Genomic DNA, 16494 nt, shown 5'->3' with positions numbered 1-16494 from the left:
AGCCGCCAACTCTAATCCAGTAGCCTGCTTTCCGAGTTGATCAGAGAGAAACGCATAGGGCCTGACGCTTGGTGACGCATCCATCTCCAGGAAACACCCGAATTGATTGGTCTGTAACGTGCTTTGTGCTCAGTAACGTTGCTTACGTTACAAATCAAAAGTTACGTTACAGTTCGCCTGAGCAAAGCTCCGAAGCGAGCGGAGCGCGCAGGCCGGCGGCCGGAGGCGTGCGGGATGGATGCCCACAGGGCCAAGACGGAAGCTTGCGACCGGCTTGGTTCACGACAACCCACCCCTGAAAGGGGCACGCACAAATGATCACTGTATCCTGGCGTTTTAGATCCGGCCAAGTGTAGCCGCGTCAGGTCTATACAAGTCCGAGATAACAATATTTTGTCATTTCGCTAAAGTTTTCAATTCAAGCGTCCGTTGTTATTTCTAACACCCAATGACGGAGAGCTTACGTGGAAAACTGCAGTATCGAATCAGTAGCATATCTGGCGAAGCGCGAGTTCACTTGCTGGCGAGATCGTGAGTACGATGATAAATATGATTGCTTGGTGTCTACCCAGGGCGATTACGGCGTTTCAATAAAAATGTCCATAGACTCAATCAGGTTTTCCGACCATGTCGCACAGGAAATCGCGCGTTGCTTGTATGACGCTGTCTTAATCACTGTCGGAAACAAAGCGAAGTTTGTACCTACACCGGCAGGACGTGAATGTACTTTGCAGAGGAAATACCGAAAACGCGTATCCGGTTGGGTTTACACGGCTGACGGAAAGTTTAGCTGTCACGGAACGACGGACGAAATACGGTTTTGTGACCCGTTACACGATTGCGATACTTCAGAGGGCAATGTCAGCGTGAATACGATTGATGATGGCGGTATCGAGCTGGTTGTGGGCTTTATGGGTTATTCGTTCAGCATGCTTGACGCGGTTTGGCTTGTTAATGCACTCATGGATGCGACGGGGGGTGACCATCTCGATGTTTTGGAAACAACGGCTATGATTAGCAGACCCCAAGGCGTTTTACCCCAGCGTTAGAACAATACTGTGGGGCTTGAATCGTCACGCGTATTCTCGAGCCACCATTCATTTGATGGTTCGTCAGCCGTTTCGCAGTGCTCAAGTGCGGCAAAGGTTGTTCAGATACGGCGTAGTAGTTCCTCCACCCCCCCATGCTCCTCGGCGGATAAAAGCTCAATGGGATCTGAGATATCCCGTGAGGAGAAATCGTATTTTCGGCCATCGGGGCTGTAACAGCTATCGCAGTAGTCTAACTCTCCGCAGTCGTTGTAGAGCGTTATCACCCAGTCGTCGACGTTAACGGTCATCAGCCCGCAATAGATTTCATCCCAAGTGGCGTTTGTAATTCTGCGCATTGAGCGTGAAATCGTGGGGGCATCGCGCAGCACTACGTAAACCTCCCGAGAGGTGAGCATTTTTTTATCTGACATGGCGTTCCTCTCGGCCTGCGGATCTCAAACACAACAGCGTACTTCACCTTGCATAGAAATTATTTGTCCCTTTTCAGTGTGACGAAATGCCGAAGCCCTAAGCGCGCCGCTATGACTTTGTCCTGGATCTCAATTGGGTCAATGGACATGCCTCCATCCGCGGTGACGGCGAGGGTCTTGAGGTTGTTAACAGCTTTGATGAAGGCTTTTTCTCTGTTTTTCTCCCGCTCCGAACGATCATCAGTAAACCATGCCATGGCGTTACTCCTTCCTCTCTAACTTGCCTTCACGTTGTGTAGCTTAGGGCGCATCGATTTGCGCCATTGGGGCTCGAACCGCCGGCCCTGCAAACGCCCCCCAGCATCGACATAGCACGCAAGGTAACACTGGCGGCTAGTGACGTGCGGCGTCGACCGGGGCAAAGCAGAACACCTGTAGGTCTCGCATGCCTAGGAGTCAATCAGTGCGTGGGTGATCACCGGAAATCCTTCTACTCTCAATGGAGGGCGCTTGCTGAGCCGCGCGCAAAGCGATTCCGCCGAACGACATGCTGGCATCCACGTAGCGCAGCGCCGACTTCATGTCCTTCCAGCCCACATAGCTCATCAGCCCCTTGATGTCCCACCCGTTGGCGGACGCCCAAGTTGCAAAGCCGCGCCTCATCGAGTGGCTGCTATACAGCTCCGCTGGCAATCCTGCCTCTTTGAAAATGCGGCGTAGCACGGGGATCAGGCTATGCGGCTGCATGGCTTTGCCTGACAGATTGCCCCAGCGATCAATCCGCTGGAACACCGGGCCTTTTGCGATCCCGGTAACTGTTATCCAGTTGATGTAGGCCTCCACTGGGCAGAGCATGGCGAGCGCCGGCGTCTGGAACGTAGTTCCTTCATGCTGGCGGTCACCCTTGGTGTAGGGCAGGAAAAAGGTAATGCCTTCGCCGCTTATGGCTTGGGTGTCCTCCACCGTAAGCCTGGCCAACTCGTCGCCTCGAAAGCCACGCCAGAATCCAATCAAGATGATCGCCACCGAGCGACGGTGACGCACCAGCGATTTGTAATCTCCGCGTTCAAGGGCAACTGCAGCTTCCCTTTCAAGCCATGTGACCGCCTGCTCCAGGTGCTTCAGCAGCAGTGGGGCGGCCTGTTTAACCTTTGCAGGGTGAACGACCCTGATGCCTTTGATCATCTGGCGAACGTCAGGCGTCTTGGTCGGATCAGGGAAACCTTGAGTGATGTGCCATTGCGCAAGGGCTGCCAGACGTTGCTTCAGAGTGTTGATGGAGAGCTTGTCGGCGTACTCCGCCAGGTAGCGAACGACGCCCACGCCGGTCGTAGGCAGGTATCCGCCCCAAGTCACCTCAAAGTGCTCGATCGCCGCTCGGTAGCTTTTCCTTGTGTTCTCACGGGTGCCGGCGCTGAGGTACCGATCTGCCTTTTCCATCGTACTTTGCCTTCAAAATCGGAGCGTTTCTGCCTGAATACGCCAATGGGCGGCTCTCCGCGCGTTACGAAGGGTCAAGAAGCCATAAGCCTCCATTATTTGATCATAGAAATTCAATTTGTGTGACTGCTTTTTCAGCTCAATGTAATATGTAATTACACTTTACGTTTTACACTACGAAATCGTAGGAGATGACATGGCGCGGGGCGGTATTAACAGGGCAATCGTCCAGATAGCACGAGATGCGCTGATCGCTCGGGGTGTAAATCCCAGCATCAACGCTGTGCGGGTCGAGCTTGGAAATACTGGCTCGATGACGACCATTGCCCGCTATCTAGGCGAACTCGAAAAAGTGGTGCCGCGGCCGGAGGAGCGTCGCGAACGCTTGAGTGATGAGCTCAACGGGCTGGTTGGCCAGTTGTTGGATCGTTTGCTCGAGGAAGGCGCCGAGGAAGTAGCCGAGGCTCGAGCAGAGCTCGATAAGCACCGAGCGTCTATAAATGAACAGCTTGAGCAGACTCAAGCCGCCTTAGCGGATTTGCAGCGCCAGCACGATAGCCTTAAGGCAGCGCTCGACGTCCAGGCAGGCGAATTGAGTACGTGCCAAAGCAGCTTGCAATCTGAGCTCACTCGCAACGCTCGCCTGAGCCAAAGCTGCGCTGACCTAGAAGTACGGGTACATGAGAAAGACGAGCAGATTCGCTCGCTGGAAGAAAAGCACCTGCATGCTCGTGACGCACTCGAGCACTACCGCACGGCCGTAAAAGATCAGCGCGAACAAGAACAGCGCCGTCATGAAGGCCAGCTCCAACAAATCCAAGTTGAGCATCGTCAGTTGCAGCAGACACTTTCGGTGAAGCAGGACGAACTCAGCCGCTTGAATCGAGACAACGAGCGTCTGCTCAGCGACTCCCGCCAGCAGACCAAAGTAATGTCCACCCAAGACGACACCATTGCGCGACTCACCGCTGAACTGAATGCATTGGCCATCGCGTCAGCTAGAGAGGAGGGGGCTAAAGAGCAGCTTATCGATCAGCTTGCTCATTCCCGCGAAGAATCAGTCTCCCTGCGCGAATCTGTCACTCAGGCCGATACACGAGCCAAGAATGCACAGACGCTGCTGGAGGCGACTCAGAAAGAGGTCAAACAGCTACGACAAGAGCTGAAGCAACTTCAACATGAAAAGAATCCACCACTGAGCGAGCGAGCAGATGATCAGCGCCAAGAGTGATATGCATCGAGATGAACCACGCGCATCCGAATTTCGGGACGCACTCCAGCGACTCAGGGAGCATGCGATTGCTGGTCATCTGCAATTGCGAGCGGAGCCACGATTTGGCGATCAATACTCGAAGGGCAGGGCTGTGGTTAGCTTGCGCGCGCGATAAATCGACAATGATCGTGCGTGGTGAGAAAGGGTGTGCGCGAGGTGGCAGCTACACCTGAGAGAGAGCTTCGGATGCTCGTAGGAGATTGGCCACTTAGGCAATAAACCTAGGTCAGGCACAAAAAATAGGGTGAAGCTAAGAGAACCGCCTGCGCGTAACCGCAGCACCATCAGGAGGCTGCGGTGGAACTTGAGGACACGCGACAGCAGGTTCGGTTGGCCTAAGGCAATCCAGTGAATGCTGTTCCTCAAGCAGTCACAGTTGGCGGTGCTAGACTAGGTAATGCTTTCTTTCCCTGCTAACTATCTGTGACGCATGGAGATCCGTGATGGAGAACATACAAGTTGACCGTACGCGATTGGATACCCTTGTAATCAGAGACGATGGAAAGGTTGCGGCGCCTTACATTACGGTCTTCATGGACACGTACACGAACGCGATCATCCACTCCGTCATCACATTCCCAGAAGACACTGGCGAGGAAGAGCCTACGCGTTCCGACTAGGTTTCATCTCTGTCGACTAATGCAGATCAGTCGCGGGACGATCCGGTCGAAGCCAGGCACTCTCCGAGTTTCTCAATACTCATGACGTTTACTCGCCTGCGAACGACGGCGTGACAGTCCGGGCAAAGAGGGATCAAAATCGGAGTGCCGAGCAGGCGCTCCGGTGCTGTACAGGTGTACGGTGGAAAAGGTCAGCCTTAGTGATGACTCTCTGGGATGCTCAGGGAAGGATCTTGATCTGCCCACGCCATTGAGCGTTTCAAGGCTTCAAGAGATCTTCCAAACGAGCGACCATAGCCTTCGCTCGAAAAGTGGTATTCCTCATCGAGCCCCCGCCCTTTGGATTGCACCTCTCCATACCGAGCTTTCGGGATCTGGTAGTTATCGATAAAGCGTCGATCCGGGGAGCCATCCTTGTTTTTCCGCAACCAGCTGAATCCCGCAATGCTTGTGTCACTGGGTACCGCATCCGTTTCAATGAAGCGAGCTGTACCCGCCGTAATGGTGAGATCTTTGATCGACAGAACCTTCAGGCCAGTAATACCTTCGAGCACCACAATCCCAGGGAAAAGGTACAACGCCTCTCCATTCCCGTTTGGAAGCAGAGGCACACTTGCATAGGGATCATCAACAGCGGTTAGAAGGCAACGCGGCTTGCCCTTTTCAAAGCTTACGGGGCAACGACCTACAGCGCGGCGAGAATTGGAGCGTTCAGTAAACTGATCGACGGGGCTGGAACTCGTGATATTCCAGATCACTTCGCTGAGCTTGACGTCCGAAAAGGTCTTAAGCACCGTGTCATATTTCTGCGAGATGTCGCTGCTCATAGACCATTCAAAACGCAGGCCGTAAGCTTCGAGTTCATCCTGCTGTTCTTTTAATTGGAGCGCCCCTTGAGCCTCCGCCTGGTCGAGTCGAGATCTCGCCTTGCGTTGAAAAAAAAGACTCAGGATCGGTCGTAGCCACTTAGAACGCTTGCGCTGCGATTCCAAGGCTTCCTGGTGCAGGGTGAGTTGATTCGTGAGCGCTACACGCGCCTTGTTGATATGGCTGAGGATATCCTGTAGATCCTTGATGTTGATTTCATCCGCCTCCATGCCTCGCCTGTTGAGTTTTCTGACCACCGTCCCGGCAATCTCGAACGTCGGAGAGAGACAGTCGCTGGATACATGCAACCACAGCCCATGCACAATTTTGACCCGCTTACGGTACTGCACCGACATTTGTCCCTTCCTTTTGATTCGTCACATTACGCGGTACGCCTAGCTTTCTACTTGTTCGACTCTTGAACTCCACGGTGCATCAGGTAGCATCTCCCCGAACCATACGACACCTGGTCTGATATACCCGTTGCAAGCATTGCATCGCGGCGGTTCGAGACGGCCCCCTTCTTCGGACAGTTCAACAGGGGGGAGGGGCGACTCATGCGCATTGCCGCAGTCGATGCACCTCGGAGAGTGGAGGCTGCCGTGGAGGTGAATCACTCCATCACTGCCGGCACGCTCATGCAGGTCATCAACGTTCTGAGTGACGACTGTTAATTTAGGAACGTGCTTGGCAAGTTCTGCTATCGCGAAATGTGCTTCATTCGGCTGCGCCTGAAGAACCTTTCGTCTACGCCATTCATACCAGCCCCAGCAAAGATTTGGATCTGCCCGGAATGCTTCAGTGGTCGCCAATTGGGCAGGATCGAATCGTTCTCAAAGACCCGTTAGCGCATCTCGGAAGGTAGGAATGCCACTCCCTGCTGATACGCCGGCGCCGGTGAAAACAACTACTTGCTTTGCTTCCTGCAACCGCTTCGCAATGGCGCTGATAGACATGGGTTCGTATCCTGGTTTTCGACTCTGTCGAGGTTAGTCCTGAGCTGGCTCAAAGGAGAAGTCAACCATGGATCAGATGGAACGGAAACTACAAATGCCTTAACGACTACCGTTCGCCAGTCGCGAAGGAGCGATTGGCTGCGTAAACCGTAACTGGTGTCCAAGATCACTTGACCGGTTCACGCTGGCATCCTGCCAGATCAACCTAATGATCGCTGGGCGTGCAATGAACGGGGCGTGCTTCCGTATGTACTTACCCAACAAATACTCTACGAGCACGCCTCGGATGAGTGGGCATCTGATGTTTGAAAGGGCCCATTTATAGAAGTCACCAGCGACGCCATCAACTTCAACGGTGTCCAACATGAATCAAGTATCAGCTTGGAGAATGCGGCCTACTCTTTCCGTGAAACAATCAACTTTGGGGCGAATGTCTTCAAATTCAGGCGCTATATTTTATGGCTACAGAGCTTTATGGCTTCCCTGGGTTATCGCTCTCAAAAAGTTGTGAAACCAAATAGATCGCAACGCATGGATAATGGATATCCGTGGGCACGCCCAAACCATAGAACGCCACTGCTACGATTTTTCATCCTATTGACAAGCTTTAATCTGGTAAGGCGCTGCCATGCTTAGGCCAATGATTTCAGTCGATTAAGGATTCAATTGTCTGTACGACATGAGGGCTTTACGAGCTTAGTCGCACGTCAATTAAAGACAAAATCGTGGTGCTAGCACCTTGGAAGCTTTCAGTAGTGGACGCGTAGGGAAGGGCACGTTTGTAGGAAAACTACCATTCTGCCGGGGAGGGTTGGGAACCGAGAGGTGCATAGTGCTCGGCGTTGCAAAGTGACAATATTCGAAAAAAATCTAAAACCCACAGTAGCGGTCGATAAAAATCGGCATTGCGAGTCCGGAAACTCGCTTAGGGCGCGTCCAGATGCTCATATGTCCTTGATATTCCGCGACTTCAACTGACTGCAAAGCGGCACCGGTGAAGCGGTGTGACTCGCTGCCTCATAATCTTAGAACTGCCTCGTGTCCTTTCGAGCCTCAATTTGATGCGCTAGAATCGAGGCTAGCACTTGCGCGACGGAGCTGATAAACCATGTCCAGATCTCACGAATTTTTAGCCCTTAGGCAGGCGGAAAGTCGTTTGGCTGAAGCCACCAGTGAGGTAGAGAAAATTCGGGCCTCCAGTGACTTTATACTTGATGAGCAATTTTTCAATGCTTTACACAATTTGATGGATGCGTATGGTTTCAATGCTCCAGATGTTGCACGACTGCTGCTTGCCCGTGACCCTGATATCAACTCTCCAGAACACGATAATTCGACTATGTCTTATCTGGAGAATTTAAGCGCGTTAGTCATTCTGGACGAGAATGACCTCAACGAACCCGATCCGGCAGATATTTGTTATGATGGGTACAGTCCGGAAGAGTTTCGAGCACGCATTCAAGCTTCAAAAACCAGCATCGACAAAACCAGCTCGCACGAAGGATGAAGTTAAGAAAAGCTGTTGTGAGGTGGCGTTGTGAAAAAGATAGCCGAAGTTTTTCAAATCAACCGTCGTATTCAGTCCGAGTTTCAAACTGCTGCTTCCTTGTTACGCGATGCAGAAGTTATACGCGCTTTGCGTTTTCTAAACGACCTTGACGAGCTAGCCGAGAAATTTCAATTTACACCTCGTGACATACTCATGTACCTCGCGCCTCGAAAGGAATCCTCCCAGCCCGCCCATGCTGACAAAAGCGTTATACAAAAATTGCCGGCAGTGGGCGCTACGAAATCTACACGCCGTCCACGGGAATATCCTGTCAAACGCTACAAGAATCCTCATACCGGCGATGTGATAGAGACCCGGGGCGGAAACCACACTGTGCTCAAAAAGTGGAAGTCCACCTACGGCGGCGCCGTGGTTGAAGGATGGCGACTCGACTGAGTAAAGCTGCTGTCGGTCGACGCTCCACAGGCGCAGGTGGGGAGGGTGCTGATCTTGTTCTCAGGACATTTTCCATTGCTCCCACGACGGTAAGCGTCAAGCGAAGCGAGTCGAGCGGCGCACCATACTGAATGAGAGTTTCCGAAAACAGTCTGCCGACGCAGCGATACCGGGATCGTCGTTAGCACGCGCTAAATCAGCAACAAGCTCGCGAATTATCTCCACATAGGTTGACATGGAATTATATTTATAGCCGTCAACATCACTAAGCTGAGGGAACAGTGGCAGATTCGGCAATGTGCGGATCAAATCCACTTGTCGTGACTGCAGGTACCTTTCAATCAACGGACTCATAGGTGCGGGTAACCGTAACCAGCTATCCGACACGCCGCTGGATGACGCTGAAAGGCTCCAGCCTCCATCAGTCTCGTGCCTTAAGCGGTCGAGTGTGAACTGCGCGCTTGGGCTACCAACTACTTGCTTTGCGGTCAGGTTGGTATAGCGCGCAAACCCAAGGTACATCATCACCTGTAAGGCATGGCGACTGTGAACGCGTGACGTCAGAGCATCCATCAAAAGCCAGTCGAGCTGACTTTCAGTGAGTACGACCGAGCTTCTACTCCAGTTAAGGTTCCTCGAGGCGCTAGAAAATCCATCGGCAGGATTGGCGTGCGGGCTACCTGTGGACAATAGGTAGAAGTCAAAGAAATGCCTAACATGTAAAACCAAACACAAAAAGACATCGCGGGTGACGGGGTTCAATGATCCATTTCCGCAGGGAGTCCGTCTGAATAGCCGCCAATCTGGGTTGATCGCCCAGTCTTTAAATGGTGCCGAGTAGTCCTCCAAAAATCGATTGCGAGCGGACGCCGCCGTGCATTCCACAGGAGGATCGCAGTAAAAACTCAGGAAGCCATCCACCTGTTGTTCGTCCCAGTCCAACAGAGGCACGCGGGTATGAAAGCTCCAAAGCAGCATAAGTTCCAGGCACCTGGCCAATTCGTTGTACCTGAAGCTAGTGGGGTTCGTAATCGCGCTGCGCTTGAGGAACTCCATGCAGTACCAAGTACCAATGAATGGCTGAGCATCGGGACAAACCCTTTCCAGACAATCGCAGACGGCGATGGACTCGGGAACGTTGGTTCCGCGCTCAGGGCGCCATTGGGTGTATGCAGGAAAGATCGGAAAGAAGATGAATGGACGCATCGCCGCAGCCTCTAGGGAAGTATTATCAAGAGGTGCGATGCATCTGGGTGTTTTAGGTTTAGCCGCGGACTGAGGCTGAGTCAAATATCACCGGGCTTTGCAGCGCTCTAGTCGGCGATTGGTGAATTGGCTCCTGAGACTTTGGTTTCAGGAGCGGTGCTAAGCGGCTGAGGGCGAAAGCGTTCGGTGAAGGCTGACAACGATGCTGGTGATTGTTGAAAAGGTCTACATGAACATTTCTAACATAGCATCTTATTTAACATAATATACATTACACGTAACAAGGTGTTTCGAGATTAGCCCGGTCGCACGCGGATTTGGCGCAGCTGATTTCCCCCTCAGCCCTCATTCTCGCGTTAGCTGCTCAATCAACGCCGAATGCTCAGGAAACGCCTCGCACAGTTTTTGCCTGTCACCCATCTGCATATCCGCGAAATCAAACCCTGGCGATACCGCCTCACTGATCAAACCAAATCCTGCTGATCCATCCAAAAGCTGCGAAGCTTTCCAGATACCGCCCGGTACATGCAGCTGCAGCAATTCTCCAGCAATGAGGTTGCTGCCCATCACAACAGTCTTCAGTTCGCCGTCCGGGAAAATCAGGCTGTACCGAATGGCATCGCCCAGATGGTAGTAATGCACGATGTCGGATTGGTTAAAGTGAAACTGGCCGATCGGAGACTCTGTGGTCAACAGGTAGTAAATGGACGTCATCAAGTAGCGCGGACCACCGACCGTCTCGACCAGAGGCTGCTGATCGGCCTGAAAGGTTCGTCGGAAGTAGCCGCCCTCAAGATGCGGTTCAAGGTTAAGCGCCGTCACTATTGCTTCACTGTTTAGCCGCAATTGTTGCTCCAGATACCATGATGGCAAATAGCTATACTAAATAGCCCTTTAGTTAAGTTAACCAATAATCACACCGCACTCGTGTTCACGACCCGCGCTGTCCGAATAAACAACGCACGCACTTTTTCCCAGAAATTCCCTCCCAGTACAAAAAAGCTGCCGATCAACATCAGGTCGCCCAACAACTGCAACTGCCAGATATTCGGCCTGAGTCCTGGCCAGATACTGTCAACGTAGGGCTCCAGAAATGCCGAAATCAACGGCAGACAAAACATCACGACGCCGATCCGATGACGCCACGGCCCAACTTCGGTGTCGGCTGTCGGTGCCAGTGAAGTCACGTAGCCAAAGACACTGCTTTTGAGCTGTTGAAACCCCGCCTTGCCCATAACCGCGATGACGATAATCAACAGCACCTTGTTACTGATAAACAGGACACCTGTCAGCGCCGCGATCCTGGAACCCGGCACATCCGCTGCCGCCAATATGGGCACCGTCAGCCATGAGCCGAGCATCAGGCAAATGATCGCAATGCCCAGTTTGAAGCGCCATCCAGCGGTATGGGGTGCATTCATGGCTGTCGTTCCTTTTTTTGACGGGTCGTATTGAATGTGTTGACGCTTGAAAAGCTTAGCAGTCAGTTAATCATCCGGGCGTCTATGCTCCTGTGAACTTCCTGGAGTGGAAAACACGCATGCATCTGACGCGATCTGGCCAACTGCTCCTGCTGTGTGTGCTCGGCCTGAGTGGTTGCGTGCGCCTGGGGCCGGATTTTCAGTCACCGAAGCAAGCGTGGATTGACCACTGGAGCTCCCCTGCCCTTGAGCAATCCAGCCAGCGCAGCCTGAATCCTGATATGCGCCAGTGGTGGCAAATCTTCGGCGATCCGGTGCTCAATCGTCTGATCGACGAGGCGGATGCCTACAACTCGGATCTGAAGATCGCCGGTCTGCGAGTGATGGAGGCCCGAGCCCAACTGGGAATCGCCCAAAGCGGACGTTACCCGCAATTGCAGCAAGCCAGCGTCGACAGTCTGTACTTCAACCGCAGGCAATCCGGCGGGATCAATCCGCAGGACAGCCATTTCTGGCAATACAGCGCCGGGTTCGACATTGGCTGGGAGCTGGATTTCTGGGGTCGCTTCAGCCGCGCCATCGAGTCGGCCGATGCCGGTTACTTTGCTGCGCAGGCCAACTATGAAGACGTGCTCGTCCTGCTGCGCGCCCAAGTGGCGGACACCTACTTTTCGTTGCGCACCACAGAAGCACGTTTGCGCGTTGCCAGGGAAAACGCCAAACAGCAACAGCGTAATTTCGAGATCACCGAAAAGCTGTTCAACAGCGGCCAGCAAGCCGAACTCGACTTGCAGCAGGCCAGAACCCAATACCTGGGCACCCTGAGCACCATTCCCAACTTCGAAGACCAGGTGCTGCGTACCCGCAATGCGCTGGCGGTGTTGATCGGTCAGCCACCCGGCGCGCTGTCGCAGTTGCTTGATAATGAAGGGTTGATCCCGCTGGTAGACCGCGCCGTGCTGCAGGATGTGCCGGCCAATCTGCTGCTGCGTCGGCCCGACGTGCGCGCGGCCGAACTGAATGTCGCTGCGCAATCGGCGCTGATCGGCGTGGCCGAAACCGATTTCTACCCGTCGTTGACCTTGCTCGGCAGCATCGTCTGGTCGGCCGATACGCTGAACGGCACGTCCAGAAGCCTGGACTTGATCGGCGGCCCCAGTCTGCGCTGGAACCTGTTCGACCACGGCCAGATCAGCAACAACGTGCGTGTCCAGGATGCGCGGTTGCAGCAGTTGATTGAGGCCTACCGGGACAAGGTTCGCCAGGCGGCGCGCGAGGCCGATGACGCTGCCAGCGGATTGATCAAAGCCCTGGAGCGCGAACGAATCCTGCGCGAGGCCGAAGTTGCCGCCAAACGCTCGCTGGTGCTGGCCAGCGCGCAATATCGTGAAGGTTATTCGGATTTCCAGCGGGTGCTGGATGCGCAACGCGCCTTGCTGGAACAACAGGACAATTACCTGGTCAGCCGCAGCAATGCCGTGAGCAATGTGATCGCCCTGTACAAAGCCTTGGGCGGTGGCTGGTACAGTCCGCTGCCGAGAATCGATGCGGCGACCCGCCGGCAAATGGAGCAACGCACGGACTGGGGCGATCTGCTGGATGAGCCTTCAGCTGCGCAAGCCAAAAAAGGTAAAAAACCATGAGTGAAGCCGCACCGCCCTCCCCCAAAGCGCCCGAGCCACCCGCTGACCCCGCGAAAAAAGGCATCAAATGGGTGTTGCTGGTGATCGTCCTGAGCCTGGCTTGGTATCTGACGGCTGATCGGTTCACGCCTTACACCCAACAGGCCCGGGTAGGTGCTTTTGTGATTCCGGTGGCCGCGGAAGTTGCCGGCCGGGTCATCCGCGTCAACGTGCGCAACAACCAGGACGTCAAGGCCGGCGACGTTCTGTTCGAGGTGGATCCCCAGCCGTATCAAATCGCAGTCGACCGTGCTCGCGCAGATCTCGAATCGACACGCCGCCAGATCGGCGCCAGCACCGCCGGCATTGCCTCGGCACAAGCCAATTTGCGCGCCGCCCAGGCCAACGAACTCAAGGCGCGGCAGGATAATCAACGCCTTGAGGGGCTGTACCGCGATGACCCCGGTACCATTTCCGTGCGCCTGCTCGAAGTGTCTCGCGCCAGCCGCGAACAAGCCGTCAGCCAGGTCGCCGCCGCCCGTGCCGAAGTCCAGCGTGCGCGTGAGCAAGAAGGCGGCAGCGCGGAAGATAACGCTCTGCTGCGCAGTGCCGCCACGGCGTTGTCGAAAGCCGAACTGGACCAGGCCAATACGCAGATTCGCGCGCGCTCGGCAGGCTTGATCACCGACTTGCGCACCGACGCCGGACAGTTCGCCGCCGTCGGCAGTCCGGTCATGACCCTGATTGCCATTCACGATGTATGGATCAGCGCCGACATGACCGAGAACAATCTTGGCCTGGTCAGGCTCGATACGCCGGTGGCGATTGTTCTGGATGCGCTGCCGGGCGAAGTGTTCGACGGGCGCGTGCGCAGTGTCGGCTATGGCGTCAGTGTCGGTCAGACGCCCGCACCCGGGACGTTACCCAGTGTGCAGAACAGCCGCGACTGGTTGCGTCCGGCCCAGCGCTTTCCGGTGATCATCGAGTTTTCCGAGGACTCGATGGCGAAGCTGCGTGACAGTCGCGCCATCCGTGCCGGGGGCCAGGCTGAAGTCATGGCCTTCCCTACTCAAGGCAATCCGTTGAACCCGCTCGGCCGTCTGTTTCTTGGCCTGATGAGTTGGCTGGCGTATGCCTACTAATCGCACGCCCCGGACTCAGCGCGCACTGCGTCTGGCCACGGGCACTGCGTTGTGTCTCGCTGCGAGTTTCGGTTTGGGATTACCGATTCCGTTTATGGCGCCGGTGCTTGCGCTGTTGCTGCTCGCCACCGTCAATCGCCCGCTGCCGTTCAAGGCTGGACTGGGGCTGGCCGTGGTTGCGATGTTGACCACCGGCATCGGCCTGTTGTTGATTCCGCTCCTGCGTTATTACCCGGTCAGTGGCGTGCTGCTGATCGGCGTAAGTCTGTTTCTGGTTTTTCGCTTTGGATTGCGCGGCGGCAACAACCTGATCGTCACCTTTCTGGTGATCGGCCTGACCATGATCCCCTCGGCCGGTGTCGCCGAGTTCGACCTCGCGGCGATGGTTATCGGCGCGCTGGTCAAAGGATTGCTCCTCGCGGTGATGATGGTAACGGTGAGTCACTGGTTGTTTCCCGACCCGGCTAACGCCCCCTCGCCACCCGCCGCCCCGCTGTTGCCGCCGGAAGAAGTCAGTCGGGTTGCGCTGCGTGCAACCCTGATCGTGCTGCCGGCGTTTTTGCTGGCACTGATCGATCCGGCAAGTTATCTGCCGATCATTCTGAAGGCGGTCGGCCTGGGACAGCAGAGTTCCATCACTGCCCGGAACGCCGGTCGCGAACTGGTCGGCTCGACCCTGCTCGGTGGCGCGCTGGCCGTGCTGTTCTGGTGTGCCCTCAGTCTGTTTGTGCACCTATGGATGTTTTTTCTGTGGATGTTGCTGTTCGGTCTGATCCTGGCGCGCAAGTTGTACGCCCTGAGCCCGACCCGGTTAAGCCCGGGGTTCTGGCTCAACAGCCTGATCACCATGATTATCCTGCTCGGTCAGTCGGTGCAGGACAGTCTCGCGGGCAAAGACGTCTACACGGCATTTGCCGTGCGCATGGGACTGTTCATCCTGGTGACGTTGTATGCCTGCCTGATGGTTTATCTGCTGGATCAGCGACCGCCAAAACGTGTTCAGGGATTAACCTGATATCCCTTGCCTTGCAGACAACTGGTGTAGGCCGTCGAACTGGTGGAAGCGGCGGTTTTCTCCTGCGCCCGGCGCTCCTGGCGTTGACGCGATGCACCCACCATCGCACCGGCGGCGGCCGTCTCTTTGGCCCGGTTCTGCCGATAATCCTGCTTCACGTCGTCATCCACACGATCATAATACTCATCGTGCTGGCGTCCGCGAACCTGAGCACCAGCCGCTCCGGCAGCGGCACCGACTGCCGCACCTTTCAGGCGGCCACCGGATGCCGGCGGCGGCGTCGTTGAACTCTGACTGGCGGCGACATTGTGGCAGGCGTCGATGTCCAGTTGGGTTTGTTGCGAAGTCTGGCCCTTCATCGGGACCACCGTTTCGGCCCATGCCTGCGTGGCGGCAATCGACAACGCGACACACAAACCAAGGGAAGACAACCTGTTCATGATGACCTCCGAGTATTTCTCAGCCATCAAGAGTGTAGATCACCCCCACTCGCCCTCTTGCGACTTATGACTGACGGCTACGCTTCAGCGTTTCACTCGGCAGCTCTTTGAACAGCGCGCGATAACTGCTGGAAAACCGCCCCAAATGCCAGAACGACCACTGCATCGCCACTTCGGCCACGGTGGTTTCCATGGGCGAGCGACCAAGCAGTTCGCGGTGGGCGCTGTTGAGGCGGCGCAAGCGCAGCCAATGGGTCGGCGTCATGCCGGTATAGGCCTTGAACGCATGCTGCAACTGACGCAGTGAAACCCCGGCAACCTGGGACAGTTCCATCAGGTTCAGGGTTTCTTCCGGGGAATCGGCCGCCCATTCGCCGATGCGCTTCATCACCGCCCGCTCTTCAGCACGACGCTGCAAACCGCCGCGATCCAGGCAGACACAGGCGTTGTCGAGGATGTACAGACAGTCTTCCAGCAACTGCTGGGTCAAGGCCTCTTTGCTCGGCGGATCGAGGGTTTCTGCCAACCGGGTCAAGGTCCCGCTCAGCCAACGGCTGAACAGCGCGTTCTGCCGCGAATTCAGCGGCGCCATGAACAGCCCTTCGAGCCTGGCGACATTCAGACCGTGACGCTGGACGAACGCCGGCCCGAACACCACGGCGATTTCCTGATAGTTCTCCGGCGTGATCCAGATGTTGCGGCTTTCTTCATTCAACACGTACAGCGCGTTGTCACTGCGATCGAAACAGAACGCCAGTGAACCCTCGGGCGCGCTGAAATTCTGCTCGACCCGGGTGTTCATGTGTTCCTCGTAAATCTCTACGCCCTGCAGGTCGAGGTAACGCACCCGCCCGGCGAAATGCCCCGGTGACATCTGCTGGTAATGCTGGACCCAGCCCGGTGTGGCGCGGATTTGCTCGGCGACATCGGCGGTGTTGAACGCTTGGACCTGTAATGGATTGCACGCTGTCATGGGTGACCTTACGCACTCGTTTGGTGCGTTTTGGTGCTGCTGAAAGTGGATAGATGGAACCTCAAGGCTCGCCCAAGATAGACGTCAACGCGACACAGGGGAAGTGTGTGGT

At 55.3% G+C, this 16494-nt stretch carries 16 protein-coding genes and 1 pseudogene; 7 read left to right on the top strand and 10 right to left on the bottom strand.

The window, feature by feature from the left end; translation table 11 throughout:
• Positions 1 to 464: 464 nt before the first annotated feature.
• Complete coding sequence (locus tag ACA073_RS13245; protein WP_497396722.1) at positions 465 to 1049, top strand: hypothetical protein; 585 nt, start codon at positions 465 to 467, stop codon at positions 1047 to 1049.
• A gap of 101 nt (positions 1050 to 1150) precedes the next feature.
• On the opposite strand, the gene ACA073_RS13240 is transcribed toward ACA073_RS13245, so the two are convergent.
• From ACA073_RS13240 to ACA073_RS13230, 3 genes are all read right to left on the bottom strand, one after another.
• Complete coding sequence (locus tag ACA073_RS13240; RefSeq protein ID WP_497396720.1) at positions 1151 to 1462, bottom strand: DUF7693 family protein; 312 nt, start codon at positions 1460 to 1462, stop codon at positions 1151 to 1153.
• 59 nt (positions 1463 to 1521) lie between these two features.
• Entirely contained in the window at positions 1522 to 1719 is a 198-nt protein-coding gene (locus ACA073_RS13235) for a hypothetical protein (protein ID WP_172790919.1), read from the bottom strand.
• A gap of 199 nt (positions 1720 to 1918) precedes the next feature.
• The gene (locus ACA073_RS13230; protein WP_497396718.1) at positions 1919 to 2902 is read right to left on the bottom strand and encodes a tyrosine-type recombinase/integrase; all 984 of its coding nucleotides are present in this window, start codon (positions 2900 to 2902) and stop codon (positions 1919 to 1921) included.
• Positions 2903 to 3098: 196 nt separating this feature from the next.
• Here ACA073_RS13230 and ACA073_RS13225 point away from each other — a divergent pair, with 196 nt between their 5' ends.
• The gene (locus ACA073_RS13225; protein ID WP_497396716.1) at positions 3099 to 4133 is read left to right on the top strand and encodes a DNA-binding protein; all 1035 of its coding nucleotides are present in this window, start codon (positions 3099 to 3101) and stop codon (positions 4131 to 4133) included.
• Between the two features lie 859 nt (positions 4134 to 4992).
• On the opposite strand, the gene ACA073_RS13220 is transcribed toward ACA073_RS13225, so the two are convergent.
• Together ACA073_RS13220 and ACA073_RS13215 are read right to left on the bottom strand one after the other, a co-directional pair.
• On the bottom strand, positions 4993 to 6018 hold the full coding sequence (locus ACA073_RS13220) for a hypothetical protein (RefSeq protein WP_497396714.1): 1026 nt from the start codon (positions 6016 to 6018) through the stop codon (positions 4993 to 4995).
• Positions 6019 to 6063: 45 nt separating this feature from the next.
• Positions 6064 to 6618 (bottom strand): annotated as a pseudogene (locus tag ACA073_RS13215) (Sir2 family NAD-dependent protein deacetylase); the annotation flags it as partial.
• A 1108-nt stretch (positions 6619 to 7726) separates the two neighbouring features.
• On the opposite strand from ACA073_RS13215, the gene ACA073_RS13210 reads away from it, so the two are divergent.
• Together ACA073_RS13210 and ACA073_RS13205 are read left to right on the top strand one after the other, a co-directional pair.
• Positions 7727 to 8125 (top strand): hypothetical protein, encoded by a 399-nt coding sequence (locus tag ACA073_RS13210; RefSeq protein ID WP_497396712.1) that lies wholly within the window; start codon positions 7727 to 7729, stop codon positions 8123 to 8125.
• Positions 8126 to 8155: 30 nt separating this feature from the next.
• Positions 8156 to 8563, top strand: a complete 408-nt coding sequence (locus ACA073_RS13205) for a histone-like nucleoid-structuring protein, MvaT/MvaU family (protein ID WP_497396710.1) — start codon at positions 8156 to 8158, stop codon at positions 8561 to 8563.
• Positions 8564 to 8659: 96 nt separating this feature from the next.
• Here the strand turns inward: ACA073_RS13205 and ACA073_RS13200 are convergent, their stop codons facing one another.
• The 3 genes from ACA073_RS13200 to ACA073_RS13190 form a co-directional block, all read right to left on the bottom strand.
• Positions 8660 to 9769 (bottom strand): hypothetical protein, encoded by a 1110-nt coding sequence (locus ACA073_RS13200; protein ID WP_497396708.1) that lies wholly within the window; start codon positions 9767 to 9769, stop codon positions 8660 to 8662.
• A gap of 345 nt (positions 9770 to 10114) precedes the next feature.
• Entirely contained in the window at positions 10115 to 10615 is a 501-nt protein-coding gene (locus tag ACA073_RS13195) for a cupin domain-containing protein (RefSeq protein ID WP_497396706.1), read from the bottom strand.
• Positions 10616 to 10683: 68 nt separating this feature from the next.
• Entirely contained in the window at positions 10684 to 11190 is a 507-nt protein-coding gene (locus ACA073_RS13190) for a transporter suffix domain-containing protein (RefSeq protein ID WP_497396704.1), read from the bottom strand.
• A 119-nt stretch (positions 11191 to 11309) separates the two neighbouring features.
• On the opposite strand from ACA073_RS13190, the gene ACA073_RS13185 reads away from it, so the two are divergent.
• From ACA073_RS13185 to ACA073_RS13175, 3 genes are read left to right on the top strand one after another with little or no spacing between them, the layout of a single operon-like run.
• A complete protein-coding gene (locus ACA073_RS13185; RefSeq protein ID WP_497396702.1) occupies positions 11310 to 12833 on the top strand; it encodes an efflux transporter outer membrane subunit in 1524 nt (507 codons plus the stop codon).
• Entirely contained in the window at positions 12830 to 13954 is a 1125-nt protein-coding gene (locus tag ACA073_RS13180; RefSeq protein WP_497396700.1) for an HlyD family secretion protein, read from the top strand. The genes ACA073_RS13185 and ACA073_RS13180 overlap by 4 nt, the downstream gene beginning before the upstream one ends.
• Positions 13944 to 14969, top strand: coding sequence for a DUF2955 domain-containing protein (locus ACA073_RS13175; RefSeq protein ID WP_497396698.1), 1026 nt, complete (start codon positions 13944 to 13946; stop codon positions 14967 to 14969). Before ACA073_RS13180 ends, ACA073_RS13175 begins: the two co-directional genes overlap by 11 nt.
• Here ACA073_RS13175 and ACA073_RS13170 read toward each other — a convergent pair.
• Positions 14954 to 15409, bottom strand: a complete 456-nt coding sequence (locus tag ACA073_RS13170) for a hypothetical protein (protein WP_497396696.1) — start codon at positions 15407 to 15409, stop codon at positions 14954 to 14956. The two genes, ACA073_RS13175 and ACA073_RS13170, sit on opposite strands and share 16 nt — an antisense overlap.
• 64 nt (positions 15410 to 15473) lie before the next feature.
• Positions 15474 to 16382 carry a helix-turn-helix domain-containing protein gene (locus ACA073_RS13165; protein WP_497396694.1) on the bottom strand — a complete coding sequence of 303 codons (909 nt, stop codon included), beginning with the start codon at positions 16380 to 16382 and terminating at the stop codon, positions 15474 to 15476.
• Between the last annotated feature and the right edge of the window lie 112 nt (positions 16383 to 16494).

This window comes from Pseudomonas sp. LBUM1670 (assembly GCF_059695695.1).
The sequence above is the reverse complement of the archived record's forward strand: the minus strand, read 5'-3'. Positions and strand labels throughout refer to the sequence as shown.